The organism is Marinactinospora thermotolerans DSM 45154 (assembly GCF_900167435.1).
Lineage (GTDB): Bacteria > Actinomycetota > Actinomycetes > Streptosporangiales > Streptosporangiaceae > Marinactinospora > Marinactinospora thermotolerans.
In genome coordinates this window covers 1-18311 of record NZ_FUWS01000019.1, presented here as the reverse complement: position 1 = coordinate 18311, position 18311 = coordinate 1, and the positions used below count along the sequence as shown (strand labels likewise).

At 74.3% G+C, this 18311-nt stretch carries 16 protein-coding genes; 9 read left to right on the top strand and 7 right to left on the bottom strand.

The annotated features are described in order from the left end of the window. Positions 1–130 precede the first annotated feature (130 nt). From panD to B5D66_RS23665, 5 genes are all read left to right on the top strand, one after another. The gene (panD, locus tag B5D66_RS23685) at positions 131–541 is read left to right on the top strand and encodes an aspartate 1-decarboxylase (protein ID WP_078764038.1); all 411 of its coding nucleotides are present in this window, start codon (positions 131–133) and stop codon (positions 539–541) included. Positions 542–637: 96 nt separating this feature from the next. After that, positions 638–1972: an enterobactin transporter EntS gene (gene entS / locus B5D66_RS23680; protein ID WP_078764037.1), complete on the top strand. Its 1335-nt coding sequence runs from the start codon at positions 638–640 to the stop codon at positions 1970–1972. Positions 1973–2041: 69 nt separating this feature from the next. Beyond that, complete coding sequence (locus tag B5D66_RS23675) at positions 2042–2860, top strand: siderophore-interacting protein (protein ID WP_078764036.1); 819 nt, start codon at positions 2042–2044, stop codon at positions 2858–2860. A gap of 263 nt (positions 2861–3123) precedes the next feature. After that, a complete protein-coding gene (locus B5D66_RS23670; protein WP_078764054.1) occupies positions 3124–3423 on the top strand; it encodes a hypothetical protein in 300 nt (99 codons plus the stop codon). A 71-nt stretch (positions 3424–3494) separates the two neighbouring features. Continuing rightward, a complete protein-coding gene (locus B5D66_RS23665) occupies positions 3495–4766 on the top strand; it encodes an MFS transporter (RefSeq protein WP_078764035.1) in 1272 nt (423 codons plus the stop codon). Between the two features lie 21 nt (positions 4767–4787). On the opposite strand, the gene B5D66_RS23660 is transcribed toward B5D66_RS23665, so the two are convergent. The 4 genes from B5D66_RS23660 to B5D66_RS23645 form a co-directional block, all read right to left on the bottom strand. After that, complete coding sequence (locus tag B5D66_RS23660; RefSeq protein ID WP_078764034.1) at positions 4788–5654, bottom strand: (2Fe-2S)-binding protein; 867 nt, start codon at positions 5652–5654, stop codon at positions 4788–4790. 198 nt (positions 5655–5852) lie between these two features. Then, entirely contained in the window at positions 5853–7025 is a 1173-nt protein-coding gene (locus tag B5D66_RS23655; RefSeq protein WP_078764033.1) for a JmjC domain-containing protein, read from the bottom strand. 247 nt (positions 7026–7272) lie between these two features. Further along, the gene (locus B5D66_RS23650; protein ID WP_078764032.1) at positions 7273–9345 is read right to left on the bottom strand and encodes a prolyl oligopeptidase family serine peptidase; all 2073 of its coding nucleotides are present in this window, start codon (positions 9343–9345) and stop codon (positions 7273–7275) included. A gap of 213 nt (positions 9346–9558) precedes the next feature. Next, a complete protein-coding gene (locus B5D66_RS23645) occupies positions 9559–10302 on the bottom strand; it encodes a 4'-phosphopantetheinyl transferase family protein (protein WP_078764031.1) in 744 nt (247 codons plus the stop codon). Between the two features lie 233 nt (positions 10303–10535). On the opposite strand from B5D66_RS23645, the gene B5D66_RS26240 reads away from it, so the two are divergent. From B5D66_RS26240 to B5D66_RS23630, 4 genes are all read left to right on the top strand, one after another. Next, positions 10536–10706 carry a hypothetical protein gene (locus B5D66_RS26240; protein ID WP_159457313.1) on the top strand — a complete coding sequence of 57 codons (171 nt, stop codon included), beginning with the start codon at positions 10536–10538 and terminating at the stop codon, positions 10704–10706. Further along, positions 10700–11476 (top strand): ThuA domain-containing protein, encoded by a 777-nt coding sequence (locus tag B5D66_RS25835; RefSeq protein ID WP_235001195.1) that lies wholly within the window; start codon positions 10700–10702, stop codon positions 11474–11476. The genes B5D66_RS26240 and B5D66_RS25835 overlap by 7 nt, the downstream gene beginning before the upstream one ends. Before the next feature lie 171 nt (positions 11477–11647). Beyond that, positions 11648–12454, top strand: coding sequence for a DeoR/GlpR family DNA-binding transcription regulator (locus B5D66_RS23635; protein ID WP_078764030.1), 807 nt, complete (start codon positions 11648–11650; stop codon positions 12452–12454). 237 nt (positions 12455–12691) lie between these two features. Next, the gene (locus B5D66_RS23630; RefSeq protein ID WP_078764029.1) at positions 12692–13465 is read left to right on the top strand and encodes a polyprenol monophosphomannose synthase; all 774 of its coding nucleotides are present in this window, start codon (positions 12692–12694) and stop codon (positions 13463–13465) included. An 8-nt stretch (positions 13466–13473) separates the two neighbouring features. Here B5D66_RS23630 and B5D66_RS26235 read toward each other — a convergent pair whose 3' ends face one another. The 3 genes from B5D66_RS26235 to B5D66_RS23615 form a co-directional block, all read right to left on the bottom strand. Then, complete coding sequence (locus tag B5D66_RS26235; RefSeq protein ID WP_078764028.1) at positions 13474–14865, bottom strand: FAD/NAD(P)-binding protein; 1392 nt, start codon at positions 14863–14865, stop codon at positions 13474–13476. A 182-nt stretch (positions 14866–15047) separates the two neighbouring features. Further along, positions 15048–17591 carry an ABC transporter permease gene (locus tag B5D66_RS23620; RefSeq protein WP_078764027.1) on the bottom strand — a complete coding sequence of 848 codons (2544 nt, stop codon included), beginning with the start codon at positions 17589–17591 and terminating at the stop codon, positions 15048–15050. Between the two features lie 3 nt (positions 17592–17594). Then, positions 17595–18311, bottom strand: a 717-nt coding sequence (locus B5D66_RS23615) for an ABC transporter ATP-binding protein (RefSeq protein ID WP_235001134.1), incomplete at its 5' end; no start/stop codon positions are given.

The window sequence follows — 18311 nt, the reverse complement described above, 5'->3', positions numbered from 1 at the left end:
GCCCGGGCACGGGGCACCCCGGTGCGCGCGCACCCCGCCGCGAGCCCGATCATGGAATGCCGCGGGACGAGAACGTGGTCCCGCGGCGTTCCCTCCGGGAACGCCCTCCGATCCCGAAAGAGGACGCGACGTGCAGCGCACACTGCTCAACGGAAAGATCCACCGGGCCACGGTGACCCAGGCCGACCTGCACTACGTCGGCTCCATCACGATCGACGCCGACCTGATGGAGGCCGCCGACCTCGTCGACGGTGAGCAGGTCCACGTCGTCGACATCGACAACGGCAACCGGCTGGTCACCTACGCCATCACCGGCGAGCGGGGCAGCGGCGTGATCGGCATCAACGGCGCCGCCGCCCACCTGGTCCACCCCGGCGACCTGGTGATCATCATCTCCTACGCCGTCGTGGACGAGGCCGAGCGCGCCGCCCACCGGCCCAAGGTGGTCCACGTGGACGGCGCCAACCGCATCGTCGCGCTCGGCGCCGACCCCGCCGAGCCGGTGCCCGGATCCGACCAGGTGTCCGGCGCCGCGCGCTGAGCCGCGGCCGGCGGGGCGGCGCCGGCGCGGATCCGGGCCCCGCCCGGGTTCCCCTCCGCCCTTCCCCGGCCCGTCCGGGCCGACGTCTGGAGACCCGTGAGACCGGCCAACCTCGTCATCGACCTCAGTCCGCTGCGCGCCAGCCGGGACTTTCGCATCCTGTTCACCGCCCGCCTGGTGTCACTGTTCGGGATCGGGTTCACCACGGTGGCCCTGCCGTTGCAGGTCTACGGGTTGACGGGGTCGTCGCTGCTGGTGGCCTCGGTGAGCACGGCCACGGGCGTCTCGGCGATGTGCGGCACTCTCGTCGGCGGGCTGCTCGCCGACCGTTGCGACCGGCGGCTGCTGATCATCACGGGCCGCGCCGCCGGGACGCTCGCCTTCACCCTGCTGGCGGTGAACAGCCTGGTCCCCGACCGCCCCTCGCTCGCCGTCATCTACGCCTGCGCCGTGCTCAACGGCCTGCTGGGGACGCTCAGCGCCGTGGCGTTGCAGGCCGCGGCGCCGGGGCTGGTGGGGCGTGAACGGCTCGCGGCGGCGGGCGCCCTGCTCGCGCTGACCAGCGAACTCGGCGCGGTCGCCGCGCCGGCCCTGGGCGGCGTGGTCATCGCCGCGTGGGGGTTCGGCGTCAACTACGCCGTCACCGCGGTCGCCTCCGCGGTGACGACGGCCCTGGTGTGCCTGCTTCCCCGCCTGCGCCCGGGGTCGCAGGCGGGGCGGGGCTCGATCGCCTCGGCCGTGGCCGAGGGGGTGCGCTTCGCGGTCCGGCATCGCGTCGTCGGGCCGCTGCTGCTGCTCGGTTTCGTGCAGCTGCTGTTCGCGGCGCCGCTCGTGCTCGTCCCGGAGTTCACCGACCGGGTGCTGGGGGGTGACGAGACCCTGGCCGGGCTGCTCTACACCGCTCCGGCGGTCGGCGCCCTGGCCGGCTCGCTGACCAGCGGCTGGACCGGGCGGGTGCGCCGCGCCGGGCTGTTCCTGCTCGTGGCGTCGGCGGCCTCGGGCCTGGCCGTGCTGGGGTTCGGGTTGAGCGCGGCCCCGGTGGCCGCGCTGGCGGCGCTCGTCCTGCTCGGCCTGGGCCAGGTGGTCGAGGAGATCCTGCGCTACGCGCTGCTCCAGTCGCACACCCCCGACGCGCTTCGGGGGCGGGTCAACAGCGTCTGGTCGGCGCAGGCGACCGTGGGGGGATCGCTGGGGGCGATGACGTTGGGCGCGCTCGCCCCGCTGGTGGGGCCGGGCGCGGCGATCGCCCTGGGCGGGGCCGTCACCGCGGTGGCGGTCGGGGCGGTCGCGGCCCTGTTCCCGGCCCTGCGCCGGGCCGGGACGGCCGGCGACGCCGAGGACGACGGTCCTGCCGGAGGGGCGGTCTCGCCGGTCGCGCGGGACGGAGGGGGAAGCAGCGGGCGCGGCACGTCCACCGTGCATGAGAGTTAGCTGAGGCTAAGCTAAGATCGCGTCAACGGTCCGGCCCGGGCCGTGCCGACGATCGGAGGAGCGTGCTCGATGGCCCTCGCCCAGCGTGAGATCCGTGTGGAGATGTACCCCTTGGCGCCCCGCGTGCTGGAAGTGCGCTCGGCGCGGCGGATCACCCCCCGGATGATCCGCGTCGTGCTGGGGGGAGCCGACCTGGCGGACTTCCGCAGCGACAACTTCGCCGACCACGTCAAGCTGTGGTTCCCCGACGAGCGCACCGGCGAGCACGTCATGCCGGTCGTCGAGAACGACCGCGCGCTCAACTTCCGCGCCCCCGGAGCGCTCTACCGCGACTACACGGTCCGCCGCCACGATCCCGCCGCCCGCGAGCTGACCGTCGACTTCGTCGCCCACGACCACGGCCCGGCGGGGCGCTGGGCGCTGCGGGCCGAGCCGGGGCTGCGTCTGGGCGTGCTGGGACCACGGGGCACCGAGCACGTGCCGGCCGACTACGACTACCACGTGCTCGTCGCGGACGAGACCGCGCTGCCGGCCGCCGCCCGCCGTCTGGAGGAGCTGCCCGAGGGCGCGCGCGTCCACGCCTTCTTCGAGGTCGCCGACGCCGCCGAGGAGTCCTACGTCGAGGCCCGCGAGGGGGTCTCGATCACCTGGCTGCACCGCGGTGACGCCGCGCCGGGAGACAGCGGCCTGCTCGAACGCGCCGTCCGCGGCTTCGACTTCCCCGAGGGCGAGGGCTTCGTCTGGGTCGCGGGCGAGGCCACGGCGCTGCGTCCGATCCGCCGCCACCTCAAGGAGCTCGGCTTCGTCAAGGACCGCACCATGGCGGTCGACGGCTACTGGCGGCGCGGTACCGCCAACCTCGACCACCACGCCGCCGACGACGAGTAGGCGCCGCGCCGGCGGCCCCTCCGCGGCCCGGGATCCCTATCGGCCGCCCGGGTCCCCGAACCGGGCCGGCACCGGCCCCGACACCGGCCGCTGACCGGTTCCGGCCTGATCGGGCAGGAGATGGCCACCCGCGTCTTCCCCCGCGCGCTCCTCCGTGTGAGGCTGAGTGCGGTGCGGACCTCCCGAGAGCGGAAGGGAACGCGGGTGAGCGTGGTCGTGACGAACCGGGAAACGGGGCCGTGGCCGGCGCGACGGTCACCGCGATGACGGCGGGCGGGCCGCAGGAACGCCCGTCCCCCGACGGGCCCGAACGCTTCGACCCCGACCACTGGCGGGTCGCCGCCCACATCGAATGGCAGAAACAGGGGACCTGGCTGGTCATGTGGGGCGCCTACACCCGGCGCTACTGGGCCTTCGCCCGTTGGCCCGTCCCCGAGGGCGGCGCCGTGGTCTCCGCGGCCGACCCCGACACCCTCTACGGCGAGATGCGCGACGTCGAGCGCCGCCACGGCTTCCTGCGTTGGCGGTACGGCCGCGGTAGAGGGAGCGGCACCGGCCGCTGACCGGCGTTTCGCTACGATCATCCCGCTATCGGATATGGCGGGAGGAACATGGACACCTGGTACGGGCCTCGATGAGCGCGCCGGCGGCGATGGACCTCGCCCGTCTGCAACGACGCACGCTCGTCACGCTGGCGCTGGCCCAGACCATCGGCGGAGTGGGCGTCGGTTCGGCGTTGAGCGTGGGCGGGCTGATCGCCGAGGAGCTGACCGGCTCGTCGTCGTGGGCCGGTACCGCCACGACGACGATCACGCTCGGCGCCGCCCTCTTCGCCCTGCCGCTCGCGGGACTGGCGGCGCGCAGGGGACGCCGCGCGGGCCTGGGAACGGGCTGGTTCGCCGCCGCGCTGGGCGGGGCGATCGCGGTCGCGGGCGCCTCCTTCGCCTCCTTCCCCCTCTTCCTGGCCGGCATGGCGCTGTTCGGCTCGGGCAGCGCCACCGGCCTGCAGTCGCGCTACGCCGCCGCGGACCTGGCCGGTGAACGGACCAGGGGACGCGACCTGTCCATCGTGGTGTGGGCGACGACGGTGGGCTCGGTCGCCGGTCCCAACCTGACCGGCCCCGGCGGGGTCCTGGCCGCCCGGGTCGGCCTTCCCGAGCTGGTGGGACCGCTGCTCTTCGCCACGGCCGGCTTCCTCGCCGCCGGTCTGCTCACCCTCGTCCTGCTGCGCCCGGATCCGCTGTTGACCGCGCGCCGTCTCGCCGGCGCGCCGGCGCGGCCCCCGCGCCGTGGCTCCCCGCGCGCGGCCTGGCGGCTCGTCGCGCGCACGCCCCGGGCGGCGCTGGCCATGGCGGGCATGGCGCTCTCCCACGCCGTCATGGTCATGGTCATGACCATGACCCCGGTGCACATGGCGCACGGCGGCGCGGAGCTCGACGTCATCGGCCTGACCATCAGCCTGCACATCGCGGGCATGTACGCGCTGTCGCCGGTGGTGGGCCGGCTCGCCGACCGCCTGGGCCGCGTCCCCGTGCTGGTGGCGGGGCAGGCGATCCTGCTCTGCTCCACCGTGGTGTCCGGCCTGGCCGGTCACTCCCACGCCGTGACGACCGTGGGACTGGTGCTGCTGGGGCTGGGGTGGTCCTTCGCCCTGGTGTCGGCCTCGACGCTGCTCGCCGAGTCGCTGGAGGCCGACCGGAGGGCGGACGCGCAGGGCCTGTCCGACCTGGTCATGAACCTGTGCGGGGCGGGCGGCGGAGCCCTGTCGGGCGTGCTGGTCGGCGCGTACGGGTTCGGGACGCTCAACGCGGTCGCGGCGACCCTGACCGTTGTGGTGGTCGTGCTCGCGGCGCGCACGTGGAGGCTGCCGCGCGCTGAGGCGGGGGAGCCGGCCGGGCGGGGTTGAGGTCGTCGCCCCGTCCCGGTCTCAGGGGGCCAGGGCGGGGTTGCGGATCCACTCGCGCAGTTCGGCGCGCCGATCGCTGTCGCACTTGAGCGGGCAGGTGGTGCAGTACCCGTGCTCGGGGTCGCCCTTGTAGTCGAAGCAGCAGGTGCCGCGCACGGCCCAGGTGCCGCGCGGGTGGTTCTCGTAGAAGGGGAAGAGCCGTGGGCGGGCGCGGGTGACGGCGCCCGCCGAGATGAGGGCGTCGCCGAGCCGGTCGGCGCGCCTCCACGCCGCCTCGGCGTCGCGGCCCAGGAAACGGGCCGGGTTGAGCATGTAGAAGTGCATCGTGTCGAGCACCCAGCCCCACAATGTGCGCAGGCCGGCGCGGGTGTGGGCGTGCAGGGCGTCGAGGATGGGCGCGAAGGCGCGGAACAGGTGTTCGGCGGCGATCCGGTCGAGCTCCCCGGCGTCGGCGACGACCACCGCGTCGGGGTGGTCGGCGAAGGGATCGCCGGCCGGCACCGCGACCTTCGCCCCGGTCAACGTCGGCACGCCGAAGGTGGCGTCGGCGTGCCAGGGGAACCACAGCCGCGTGCCGTCCAGGAGCGGGGCGCGCCCGGTGAGGTAGATCCCGGCCGAGACCAGGAAGATGGGCTCGCGCAGCAGCGCGCGCATGAAGTGGGTGGTGGCCGGCAGCCGGTGGTGGGGGCCGTGGTGGGCGGTGAGCTGGTCGAACAGCGTGCCCACGGCGCCCTGGGCCGCCATGAGGTCGGCGCGGTACCAGTGTTCGGCGCCGGGGCGGCGGCAGCCCTGGGTGACGCCGGGAACGCGCAGGTCGGGCAGTGGCGCGAACTTGAGGGGGGCACAGGCATCCACCACCGTCTGGAGCGGATGATGCGGGTGTGCCATGCGCGGATCGCCTTTCCTGCCGCCGGTGCCGGGCGCGCGGTGGCGCGGTGTCGGTTCCAGGGAGACGGCGCCGTCCGGGTGGACGGCGTTGGCCCCCGTTGTTAACTGAGGCTACCCTAACCGATCATCGCGTGGCAATCACGTCACGCCCGCCCGACCGCCGCGACCTGCGGCGCCGCCCGGGGCGGCGAGCCCCCTTCAACGGCCGCCCACCACCACCAGATGGTGCCGCGCCAATACCCTGACCAGGTCGGCCACCGTCGCCGAGGGAAGCGCGCAGCGTTCGGCCAGCTCGGCGACTGTCGCCGAACGCGTCCGCCCCAGTTCGGCCAGCACCGGCGCGGCGGCGGCCGGCAGACGGTAACGGCGTCCCGCGACGGTCAGCGCGACCTTGTCCCCCTCCTCCTCCAGCCGGGGCGGCAGGATGGGCGCGTACTCCACGCGGTTGTCGGGGCCGGGGGGCGTGTCCTCCACCGCCCAGGGCAGCGAGAACGAGCGCCTGCGCGGAAAACGCGCGTCCCGTTCGGCGAGGAAGGCGTCGAGGTCGTGCCGTTCGGCGAGGTCGACCAGCCGGCTCACCAGCTCGTGGTGGTGCTTGCGCCGCTCCTCGGGGGTGGCGAAGCGGGGCAGGTCCCGGCGCATCGCCTCGACGTCGTGCAGCCGGTCCAGCAGCGAGCGCACCCAGTCCACCCCCGTGGCCCGGGTGAACCCGAAGGTCAGGTGCATGCTGACGGTCCCCGCGCCGGTGACGGTGTGCCACCAGCCCCGCGGCACGTGCAGCACCTGTCCCGGACGCAGCGTCCCCTCCCAGACCACCCCGTCGGGAGGCGTGTGGGAGTGGTCGGTGTCGACCTTCATCGGATAGGGGCGCGATCCCTGGCCGTGGACCTGCCAGGACTTGGCGCCGGCGACCTGCACGATGAAGGTGTCGTGGTCGTCCCAGTGGGTGTCGAAGCCGTGCGAGTCGCCCCAGATCAAATAGAGGTTGACCTGGACCTGTTCGCGGACCAGCCGCATCAGGTCGTCGGCGGCGGCGCGGATGGGCGGGTGCAGGCGGTCGATCCCGTCGAGCACCAGGCTCGCCCCCTCGCGCAGCTCCCGGTACAGGTCCTCCGGCCTGACCCGCGTCTCGCCGGCTCCCGACGTCGCGTAGCGCGCGGCGGGGACCGGCCGGCCCTCCCGGTGCAGGCGCAGCCGCGGCGGCCCCAGGGGCCGGGTGGACAGCAGCTCGCCCAGGGCCTCGAAGTCCAGCAGCGGCGCGACCGCCCCGGCCCCGATGTCGGCGAAGACGAACTCCTCCGACAGCCGGGAGGACAGCAGGTCCGCGCCGACGGCGGCGCGCAGCGTCTCGGTGAACAGGCGGTCGGTCACGGGCACTCCTCCACGGTCACCGGGGTGGAACGGGCGGGGCCCGGCCGCGGACGGGTGTACGCGGCCGGGCGTCAGAGGATCTAGATGAAGTCGGAGCTGGAGTCCGTGCCGTCGCTGTCGCCGCCCGCGGTGATGTCCCGCGAGGTGACCTCGGCGAGGTCCTCGACCTCGACCTCGAACTGGTTCGGGTCCATGGTGTTCACCTCTCTTCCTGTGGGGAGTGGGCGGTCCCGGTCCCGAGCGGTGCTCAGCGTGTCGGGGACAGCCCCGTATAGGCGGCGGCGAAGGCGTGCGCGTCCGCCGCCAGGTCGATGGCGCGCGTCACCGCGCGAGGGCCGTGGCCGACACCGCGCTCGTAGCGCAGCAGCACCGGACGGGTGCCGTCGGAGGAGGCGAGCAGCGCCGCGCACATCTTGCGCGGGTGGGCGGCGTCGGTACGGGTGTCCCCGTGGAACCCGGTGAGCAGCACGGCCGGATAGGCGCGGTCGCGGCCGGCCAGCGCGCGGTGGTAGGGCGAGTAGGACAGCAGCGCGGCGAAGTCGCCGGGATCGGCGACGGTGCCGAACTCCGCCGTCCACATCGCCCCCAGCCCCAGCCGTTCGAACCGCACCATGTCGGCCAGCGGGGCCGAGGCGATCACGGCGGCGCACACGTCGGGCCGTGACGTCGCGGCGGCCAGCACCAGCAGACCACCGGCCGAACCGCCCGACAGGCACAGCCCCTCGCGCCGGCACATCCCGGCCGCGACCAGCGCGTCCGCCGCGGCGAGCAGGTCCTCCACGGCGCGCGGCTTGCCGCGGCGGCTGCCGAGCAGGTGCCACTCGCGCCCGGCGTCCCCGCCGCCGCGCACGTGCGCCACCGCGTAGCGGCCCCCGGCGCGCAGCCAGGCCAGCACGGTCGCGGAGAAACCGAACTGGCGGGGACGGCCGAACCCGCCGTAGGCGTGCAGGATCGTGGGAGCGGGCGCGGTGAACCCGTTCAGCGAGAACACGGTCACGGGCAGGCGGGTGCCGTCGGCGGAACGACACCACTGGGTGCGTCGGCGCACCGGGGAGGCGGCGGCAGGCGGTCCGCCCCCCGGCCAGCGTCGAGGCCGCTCCCCGGGGCGATAGGTCAACACGATCTGCTGGGTGGCGACGTCGGCGTAACCGAAGTGGGCCGTGCCGTCGTCACCGGCGTCGAGGTGAGCGACCATGCCGTCGCCGGGGAGGGGGATCGGCCGGGGCGGCCGGGCGCCCGAGGGGTCGTGGGCCGACAGCTCGCTGACGCCCAGGCGGGTACGCGCCACCAGCAGCTCGACGGCGGCGCCGTCGGCGTGGACGACCGCGAAGCCGTCCAAGGTGGCGTCGGACTCCTCGGCGACCACCTCGCGCCAGTGCTCGGGGCCGGGACGGGCCGGGTCGGCGGCGCACACCCGTCGACGGGGCGCGCCCAGGGTGGTGCGCAGGTAGAGGGTCCCGTCAGGGCCGACGTCGGCCGCCGACTCCACGTCGGCGCCCACGTGGACGGGGCGCAGCCGCGGGGAGGACACCTCAGATTCGGCCAGGTCCGCGATCCACAGGTCGTTGCGGTGTCCGGTGCCGTGGCTCTCCGAGACCAGCAGCCAGCGGCCGTGGCGCAGCCGTATCCCCGGCACGGTGCGCGGCGCCTGGCAGGGGTGCACCAGCAGGTCGGGGCGCGCTTCGCGGGCGGCGACCTGGTGCAGCCACACGCCGCGCCGGCCGTCACCGTCGTCGCGGCGCACGTAGTAGAAGGCCGGGGCCGACGTCGAGGGCAGCCAGGCGACGTGGCTGTAGCGCACCCCTGATATGGGCTCCTCCACCGGCCGGCCGGTGCGCGCCGACAGCACCTGGAGTTCGCCGCGCTCGGTGCCGCCGCGTGAGGTCTGCACCGCGACCAGGGCGCCGTCGGGACTGGGCTCCCAGGAGTCCAGGGTCGTCGCCCCGCTGGGGTCGACGGCGGCGGGGTCGAACACGACGTGCTCGCGACCGTCCTCGACGCGGACCAGCCGGGGGTGTTCCGCGCCGGCCGCGCGCCGGGTGGCGAACACCGCGCCGCCGCGCCGGACCGGCGGCGTCCACAGATCGGTGGCGACCAGCTCGCGGATCTCCCGGGCCAGGTGGGGGCGCAGGGGCCAGTCCGCCACCGCCGCGTCGAACTCGCTCGCGCGTTCGGCGAGCCAGTCCCGCGTCGCCGGTGTGTCCGCCTCCTCCAGCCAACGGTAGGGGTCGGGGACCGTCACACCGTGCAGGATGTCGGCGGGGATCCGCCCGGGGCCGCCGTCACGGACGAGCCCGGGGCGGGCCGGCCGCGCGCTCACCCGAACGGCCCGACGCGGCGGGGCCGGGGAACGGTATGTGAGGGACGCGGAGGGGCAAAACGGCGGTCTCGCACGCTCCACATCCTTCAAGCGCCTTCTCGGAGCGGTCAAGTAACGGATGCCTCGCCCGAAAGGACACGACTGTCGCCCTCAGGCCATGTTTGACCCGCGAAACCGCAGAGAGGAGCGGACGTGCCGTTGCCCGCGCCGGGGTCAGCCCGCCGACAGCAGGGCCGCCGCGTCGTGGACGCGCACCCGCACCGGCCCCGGGGCCAGCAGCGCGAGCGCGGCCCGGTAGTCCTCTCCCGCCTCCAGGTCCTCCAGGGCGACGTCGGCCGGCGCGGCCGGGGAGTTCCACGACAGCACGGCCGCCGTCGTGTCCGGACCGCTGACCTCGACCGAGGTCAGCCCGCCGGCCAGCCCCTCGCCGGTGGCCTTCAGCAGGGCCTCCTTGCGGGCCCAGTAGGTGAAGAACCCCGAGACGCGCTCCCGGCCGGACAACGCCTTCAACGCCGCCTGCTCGGTCGGCGTCAGCACGTAGTCGCCAAGGCCGTCGATGTCGCGGGAGGCGCGGACCTCCTCGACGTCGACGCCCACGGGGACCTGCCGGGTCAGCGCGACCACGACGCGGCCGCCCGAGTGGCTGATGGAGATCTCCAGCCCGGCCGCGGGGCCGACGGGGTGGGGCTTGCCGTGCGGTTCGGGGCGGTCGCAGTGGCCGCAGCGCAGTTCGAACCCGACCTCCTCGGGGGCGCACCCGGCCTCCTCGGCGCACAGCAGGCGGGCGAGGGCGTGGGCGACGACGTAGCGGTCGCGGTCGGCGGCCTGCTGGTAGCGGGCGTGTCGACGGCGCTCCTCCTCGTCCAGGAGGGCGAGCAGGGCGGGGGAGGCCGCGGAGGGGGCGGCCCACCACACGTCGCAGGCCGGCGCGGTCACTGGGATGGTCACGGTCCCCATTGTGGCGGGTCGCCGGGACGGCTCCTCTCGCCGGTCCCCAGATGACCGAAGGCGGTCGAAGGGTGTCTGGAAGGTGGCGACATGTCAGGAAGGTGAGCTGGATATCGCCGATAACAGGGGTGTAACGCGGTGCCGCGCGGGGCATTCGTTCAGTGACCCCGCCAAAGGCCGGACCCGGTCGGCCGCATCGGTGAGGACACGGCATCCGGCCGCCGACGAGAAGAGGAGCTTCCGTGTCGATCATGGTCGTGTTCGGCTCCGCCGCCCTCGTAGCGTTGGCCCTGCTCGTCGCGCTCCTGTTCGCGGTCCTGCTGCTCGACTCCGAACCCCCCGTCCCCGACGACCCCTCCGACGAGGAGGCGGTCGACGAGACCCTCGCCTTCCACGGCGCCCGCTTTTGCTGAGCGGCGATCCGGCGCGCCCCGCGGCGCCCCTGCGCGTCACCGTCTGGAACGAGAACCTGCACGAGACCGCCGACGACACGGTCGCCCGCCGCTACCCCGACGGCATCCACGGCGCGGTGGCGGCGGCCCTGCGCGACCACCTGGGGCAGCGGGTCCGGCTGCGCACCGCGACGCTGCGCGAGCCCGACCACGGTCTGGGCGGGGAGGTCATCGACACGACCGACGTGCTGGTGTGGTGGGGGCACCTGGCCCACGACGAGGTCACCGACGAGGTCGTCGAGCGGGTGCGCCGGCGGGTGCTGGCCGGGATGGGGCTGGTCGTGCTCCACTCGGGCCACTACTCCCGGATCTTTCGCGCCCTGATGGGCACCACCTGTTCGCTGCGCTGGCGCAACGCGGCCGAGCGCGAGCTGGTCTGGACGGTGGCGCCCGGGCACCCGATCGCCCAGGGGGTGCCCGACCCCCTCGTCATCCCCGCCCAGGAGACCTACTCCGAGCCCTTCGACGTGCCGGCGCCCGAGGAGCTCGTGTTCATCAGCTCCTTCGCCGGCGGCGAGGTGTTCCGCTCGGGGTGCGCCTACCGGCGTGGCGCGGGTCGGATCTTCTACTTCGGCCCGGGCGACCAGGACTACCCCGTCTACCACCACCCCGACGTGCGGCGCGTTGTGGCCAACGCGGTGCTGTGGGCCGCGCCCGGCCCGCAGGGGGCGCGCGAGCCCGTCTCGGGCGAGGTCCCCGCCGGCTGGTTCGAACGGGGGCAGGGCGACTGAACAGGCCGCCGGGGCCGCCGCGTCCGCGTCATCCACCTCCGGGACCGGGCCGCCATCCCAGGGTCGGGCGGGGCAGGTGTCTGCTCCACGGATCGTTCCGTGCCGGTCTGACCGCTTATGATCGATGGGAACGGATGATCGCCCGGCGTCCTGCGGTCTGGAGAGGAAACGATGATCGGCGAGGGGAAGCCGGCGTTCGCCGCCGAACGCCGCGAGCGCATCCTGGAACTGGTCCGCGTGAACGGGGCCATGGCGTTGCGTGACATCGCCACCCAGGTCCGCGCTTCAGAGGTCACGGTCCGCCGGGACGTGCGCGCGCTGGAGGCCGAAGGGCTGATCGACCGGCGCAGGGGCGGTGCCGCGCTGCCCGGCCGGCTCGGCCAGGAGCAGAGCTACGCCCAGAAGACCCGCCAGGCCGCGCCGGAGAAGCTGGCCATCGCCAGGGCGGCGGCCCGGCTGGTCGAGGACGACGACGCCATTGTGCTCGGCCCGGGCAGCACCACCGAGGCGCTCGCGCGCGAACTGGTCGGCCGCCACGGGCTCACCGTCGTCACCAACTCGCTGCTCGTCGCGCAGGTGCTGGCGGCCGCGCCCGACGTGGACGTGGTGATGACCGGTGGGTCGTTGCGAGGGCCGACCCTGGCCCTGGTGGGGGCCGCCACCGAGCAGGCGCTGGCCGGGCTGCGGGTCCACCGCGCGTTCCTCTCGGGCAACGGGCTGTCCGCGGACCGGGGGCTGAGCACCCCCAATCCGGCCATGGCCAGCGTCGACCGCGCCCTGGTGGCCTGCGCCGAGGAGGCCGTCGTGCTCGCCGACCACACCAAGATCGGTGCCGACACCATGGTCCAGACCGTGCCGCCGGAGCACATCGCCCACCTGGTGACCGACAACCACGCCGACCCCGAGGTGCTGATGACCCTGGAGGAGATGGGGACCACGGTCCACGTCGCGGTGCTGGAGGTGGACCGCGGCGAGTGAGCGCCGTAGACCCGCCGCGTGCCTCCACGTCGCTTGGGGCGAGAAAGTTGCGATAATTGCGATGTCTGCCTGATTTGCGCGATCGGGGGCGCGACGACCGGTCTGTAACCGGGCGAGGGCATACGCTACCCGCTGACACCCCCGGGCCGGGGGGAGAGCGGAGGTGCTCCCGACGGGCGACCGGACGCCCGCGTCGCGCCGCACCCCGGCCGATCCACCAGCAACGGAGGCGCCCCCATGCCCACCCCGGTCACCCTGCCCGACCCCTGGTCCCGGGCCAGGATCAGCGTTGTCGTGCCCACCTACAACGAGGCCGACAACCTGCCCGAGCTGGCCGACCAGGTCCTGGCGCTGGGGCTGCCCAACCTGCGGTTGGTCATCGTCGACGACAACTCCCCTGACGGCACCGGTGACATCGCCGACGAGCTCGCCGCGTCCCACCCGGGCCGTGTCAGCGTGGTGCACCGCACGGCCAAGGACGGGCTGGGCCGCGCCTACGTCGCCGGCATGACCGCCGCGCTGGCTGACGGGGCCGACTACGTCGCCCAGATGGACGCCGACCTGTCCCACCCGCCGGGCTACCTGCCCCAGCTCCTGGGCACCCTGCTGTCCACCAACGCCGGCGTCGTCATCGGCAGCCGCTACGTCCCCGGCGGGAGCCTGTCACAGCAGTGGGGGGTGCGGCGCAGGCTGCTCAGCCAGTGGGCCAACGCCTACGTCAAGGCGATCCTGACGATGCCCATCCGCGACGTGACGGCGGGTTTCAAGGTCTGGCGCCGCGAGGCGCTGGAGAGCATCGACCTCCCCAGCATCCACAGCAGCGGCTACAGCTTCCAGGTCGAGATGCACTTCCGCGCCTACCGGCGCGGGCAGAAGATGGTCGAGATCCCGATCCACTTCGAGGACCGTCAGGAGGGGGCCAGCAAGATGGACCTGGCCGTCCAGGTGGAGTCGGCGGTCCGGCCGTTCCTGCTGCGCAGGCACGAGCGCGAGGTGCGCCGGACCCGCTGACCCGGAGGTCAGGGGACCACGGTGGGCTCGCCGCGCCGTCCGCGCAGCACCGTGTCGGCGATCCGCTGGGCCAATCGCTCGGCCTGGGCCCGGATCTCGGGCACCGCGGTCGTCTCGTAGAGCTGACCCCGGCGCAGCGGGCCCAGGGCGAACAGGTGACGGCTCACCCGGCCCGAGGGGGCGACCAGAGCCCCCCGCGGGCAGGTGTCCACTCCCAGGCCCAGGTGGTTGCGGCGGGCCAGGCCGTCGCCGAGCAGCGCCTGGACGAAGGGGTCGGAGCCGGGGGCCGAACCGGTGCAGTTGACGATCGTGTCGGCCTGGATCGAGGTCCCGTCCGACAGCACGGCGCGCAGCCCGGCCCCCGTGGGCTCGACCGAGGCGACGCGGCCGGTGTGCAGCCGCAGCCGTCCCCGCGCACGCAGCTCCTCCAGCCGGCGGGCCACCTCGGGGGCCATACGGTGTCGCGCGGGCTCCCAGTAACGGGAGAAGCGCCGCAGGAAGACCCGCTGCTCGGCGGGGGAGAGCCCCTGCCACAGCAGGGGGACGCTGGGGCGCAGCGAGTCGACCACGTGCCGCCAGTCGCCGGGGTGGACGTCGATCGCCGCGCGCACCCGCCGAACCAGCTCGCGCAACGGGAGCGGCCCCGACAGGTCGACCAGCCCGGGCGGCGCGATCAGCGGGAGCCGGTGGGGGTGAGGGAGCCGGCCACGCGCCGAGGTCGCGTGCACGACGGTCCCGGGGTGGGCGGCGGTCACCGACAGGGCCACGTCCACCGTGCTCAGCCCCGTGCCGATGGCCAGCACGGTCCGCCCCTCCGTCAGGCGCGCGGGGTCGCCGTGCGGGTGCCAGGGGTCGTCGACCACCCCGGCGGTTCCGGCGCACCCGGGTGGCGGCGAGGCCGGGGCGTTGCCGGTGGCGACGACCGCGGCCGCCACGGGCAGCCGCGTTCCGTCGGACAGGATCAGCACGACGCCCTGGTCACCGTCCTCGGCGCGTTCCACCCGGGCGGTGCGCAGGTGCACCTCGGCGTGGGGGGCGGCCCAGGCCGCCGTCTCGGCGAGGGTCTGGGCCAGGTAGTCGCCGTAGACGCGGCGGGGCAGGAAGGAGTCGTGAGCGCAGGCGTGACCGGCCGCGCGGGCCCAGGCGACCAGGTGGCCGGGCTGGTCGGGGAGGGCGGACATCGCCGCCGCGGGGGAGTTGAGCAGGTGCTGGTCGTCGCGGGTGGAGTAGGCCACCCCACGGGCGTGCCGACCGTGCTCGTCGAGTAGGACGATCCGGTAGCCCAGGCGCAGCCAGGTCGTCGTGCGCAGCAGTGCGATCGCGGTGAGCGTGGCGCTCGCGCCACCGCCGACGAAGGCGATGACCGGTCGGCGCTCGGGGTTCCTCGGCTCGCGGACCATGAAACCTACTCTATCGATCGGAATTAGGGGATTGCTGTCGCCGTCATGGAGACGGTCCCCTTCCGAATCTAGCCGTCCGCCCGGCACGGCGCACGCCGAAACCGCCTCCACGCGGGCGGAGGCGGTCGCGGCGGGGGACGGCGGCCCCGGGGCCGGGGGAAGGCCGGCCCCGGGACCCGGCGTCACTCCGCGGCGAGGCTCGCGGTGATCGATGCGCGCGCCGCCCGCCGCGCCGGCAGGATCGCCGACACCAGGCCGGCCAGCGCCGCGATCCCCACGAACAGGGCGATCCGCCCGACCGGCAGGGCGAACACCAGCCCCATGAGCGTGGCCTTGCCCGCGGCCCAGCCGAACAGCACGCCCAGCCCGATGCCCACGAGCGCGCCGGTCACGCAGACCAGGACCGCCTCGACGCCGATCATCCGGCGCAGCTGCCCCCGGGACAGGCCCAGGGCGCGCAGCAGCGCGGACTCGCGGGTGCGCTCCAGCACCGACAGGGCCATGGTGTTGGCGACGCCGAACACCGCGATGAGGATCGCCAGCCCCAGCAGCGCCGAGATGGCCAGGAAGGCGGTGTCCAGGGTGGTGGTGAACTGCTCCTTCACCTCGGCCGCGCCCTCCACGAGGACCGTCGGATGGTCGGCGATCGCGGCGTCCACGGCCGCGCGGATCTCGGCGGCCGAACTGGCGTCGGTGCCCTTGACGAACACCGTGCTGTCGGTCGTGGCCTCCGGGAAGGCGGCGGCGAAGTCCCGCTCGTCCATCGTCAGCCCCGGCAGCATCCCCATGTCGTCGGCGATCACGGCGACCCGGTAGTCCCGCTCGCCCTGCTCGGTCGTCAGGGACAGGGTGTCGTCCAGGCCGACCCCCAGACGCTCCGACGTGGCACGCGCCAGCGCGACCGAACCGGGACCCACATCGGCGAAGTCGCCCTCGGCCTCCTCACCGCCGATGTCCTCGCCCAGCTTCGCGCCGGGGTAGGCCAGCACGTCCACCGCCTCGTCCCCGTGCTCGGCCTGCGCCCTCCTCTCGGAGAAGATCGTGGCCACCTCCGGCGCGTCCGCGAGCTCCCGCCGCACCGAGGCGGGCACCCCCTGCTCCTCCTCGGTGTACTGCGTGCGCAGCAGGTAGTCCACCGGGAACTGCTCCTCCAGCTGCCGGGTGAGCGTGCGCTCCATCGACTCGGCGATGACCGAGTAGCCGGTGATGAGGGTCGCGCCGACGGTCAGGGCGATCATGGCGGTGGCGGCGCGGCGAGGGCTGCGCCGGGCGTTGCCGGCCGCCAGCATCCCGGCCACCCCGGTGCGGCGCAGCGGCACCTCCGCCAGGCGGACGAAGCCCCGCACCAGCAGGGGACCCAGGAGCACCACGGCGACGAAGGCGACCAGCCCGGAGGCGACCACCAGGATCATCCCCAGCTGGCTCGGCTCGTTGCGCAGAGCGTGGACCAGCATCGCCGCCGAGGCCAGCACCAGCAGCGTCGCCACCGCGATGCCCACCTTGCCGACCCCCTTGCCGGCGTCGGCGACCGCGCTGTCGCGCAGCGCCGCCAACGGGGGCACCCGGGTGGCGCGCAGCGCCGGAACCGTCGCCGACACCAGGGTCACCACCGTGCCCACGACCATGCCCACCACGATCGTGGTGGGGGTGATCAGCACGTCGGTGCGCAGCGCCGTCTCGGCCGCGGCCTGGCTGTCCATCTGGCCGGCACCCAGCCGGTAGCCGACGATGCCCAGTCCGACGCCGGCGGCGACGCCGAGCGCGGAGGAGAGCAGGCCGGTGACGAGGGCTTCGGTGAGGACGCCGCGGAAGACCTGGGCGCGGGTGGCGCCGGCGCAGCGGAGCAGGGCCGTCTCGCGGCGCCGTTGGGCGATGAGGATGGCGAAGGTGTTGTAGATGACGAGGGCGCCGACGAACACCGCGACCGCCGCGAACAGCAACAGCGCCATGGCCATGACGTCGGCCTGGGTCCCGGCGTTGGCGGCGTTCTCCTCGGCCAGCTCCTCACCGGTCATCGTCGTGTAGGCGTCCCCGACGGCGGCGGCCACCGCAGCCTCGACCTCGGTGGCGGGGGTCCCCTCGGTGCCGATCACGTCGATCTCACCGAAGTCGGCGACACCGGTCATGGCCTGGGCCGTCTCCGGATCGAAGGCGACCACGCCCCGGTAGCTCGCCTCCGGGTCCAGGCCGAAGTCGACCAGGCCGACGACGGTGAACGCGCGGGGCTTCCCCTCGGGGTCGAGCACCTCGACCTCGTCGCCCACCGCGAAACCGCTCTGGCGCGCGGTGGAGGTGGCCAGGGCGACCTCCTCCCCGTTCTCCGGCAACCGCCCCTCGGCGGCCTCGTAGCGGGCGACGTCGCCGCCCACGGAACGACCGGAGGTGGGCACGTAGCCGATCGCCCGGCCGTCGGCGTCCAGCAGTGGGGCGTCGCCCATGGTGACGCCCTGGGCCGCGGCCACCTCGGGCAGGTCGCGGACCTCCTCGAGGAGGTCCGCGGTGATGGCGGCGGGCTCCTCTCCTTGCTCAAGACCCTCATGGGCGGGCAGGACGATCGTGTCCAGCCGGTCGGCCGACCCCATCACCTGGGTGCTGAAACTGTGGCGGAGGGTGTCGGTGAAGACGAGGGTGCCGGTGACGAACATGACGCCCAGCACGATGGCCAGGGCGGTGGTGAACAGGCGGCCCTTGTGCAGGCGCAGGCCGGCCAGGGTGGTGCGTAGCACGGTTCAGCCCTCCAACGCCAGCAGGTGGTCCAGCACCGACTCGGCGGTGGGATCGTCGACCTGTCCGGCCGGGCGGCCATCGCGCAGGAACACCACCCGGTCGGCGTAGGAGGCCGCCACCGGGTCGTGGGTCACCATCACCACGGTCTGGCCCATCTCACGCACCGAGTCGCGCAAGAACGCCAGTACCTGGGCGCCCGACCGCGAGTCGAGGTTGCCGGTGGGCTCGTCGGCGTAGACCACCTCGGGCGCGCCCAGCAGGGCGCGGGCCACGGCCACGCGTTGTTGCTGGCCGCCGGAGAGTTTGGCGGGCAGGTGGTCCAGTCGGTCGGCCAGGCCCACCACTTCCACGATGCGGGCCAGGCGTTGGTGGTCTATGCGGCGTTTGGCGATGCGGGCGGGCAGGGTGATGTTGTCGCGGGCGGTGAGCATGGGCAGCAGGTTGAAGGCCTGGAAGACGAAGCCGATGCGGTCGCGGCGCAGTTGGGTGAGTTGCCGGTCGGTCAGGGCGGTGATGTCGGTGCGGCCCATGGTGATCTGGCCGGAGGTGACGGTGTCCAGTCCGGCCAGGCAGTGCATCAGGGTGGATTTGCCCGAGCCGGAGGGGCCCATGATCGCGGTGAACGCGCCGCGGGCGAACTCCAGGTCCACCCCGTCCAGGGCCCGTACCAGCGTGCCACCGGTGCGAAACGTCTTGGTCACCCCACGCGCCACCACCAC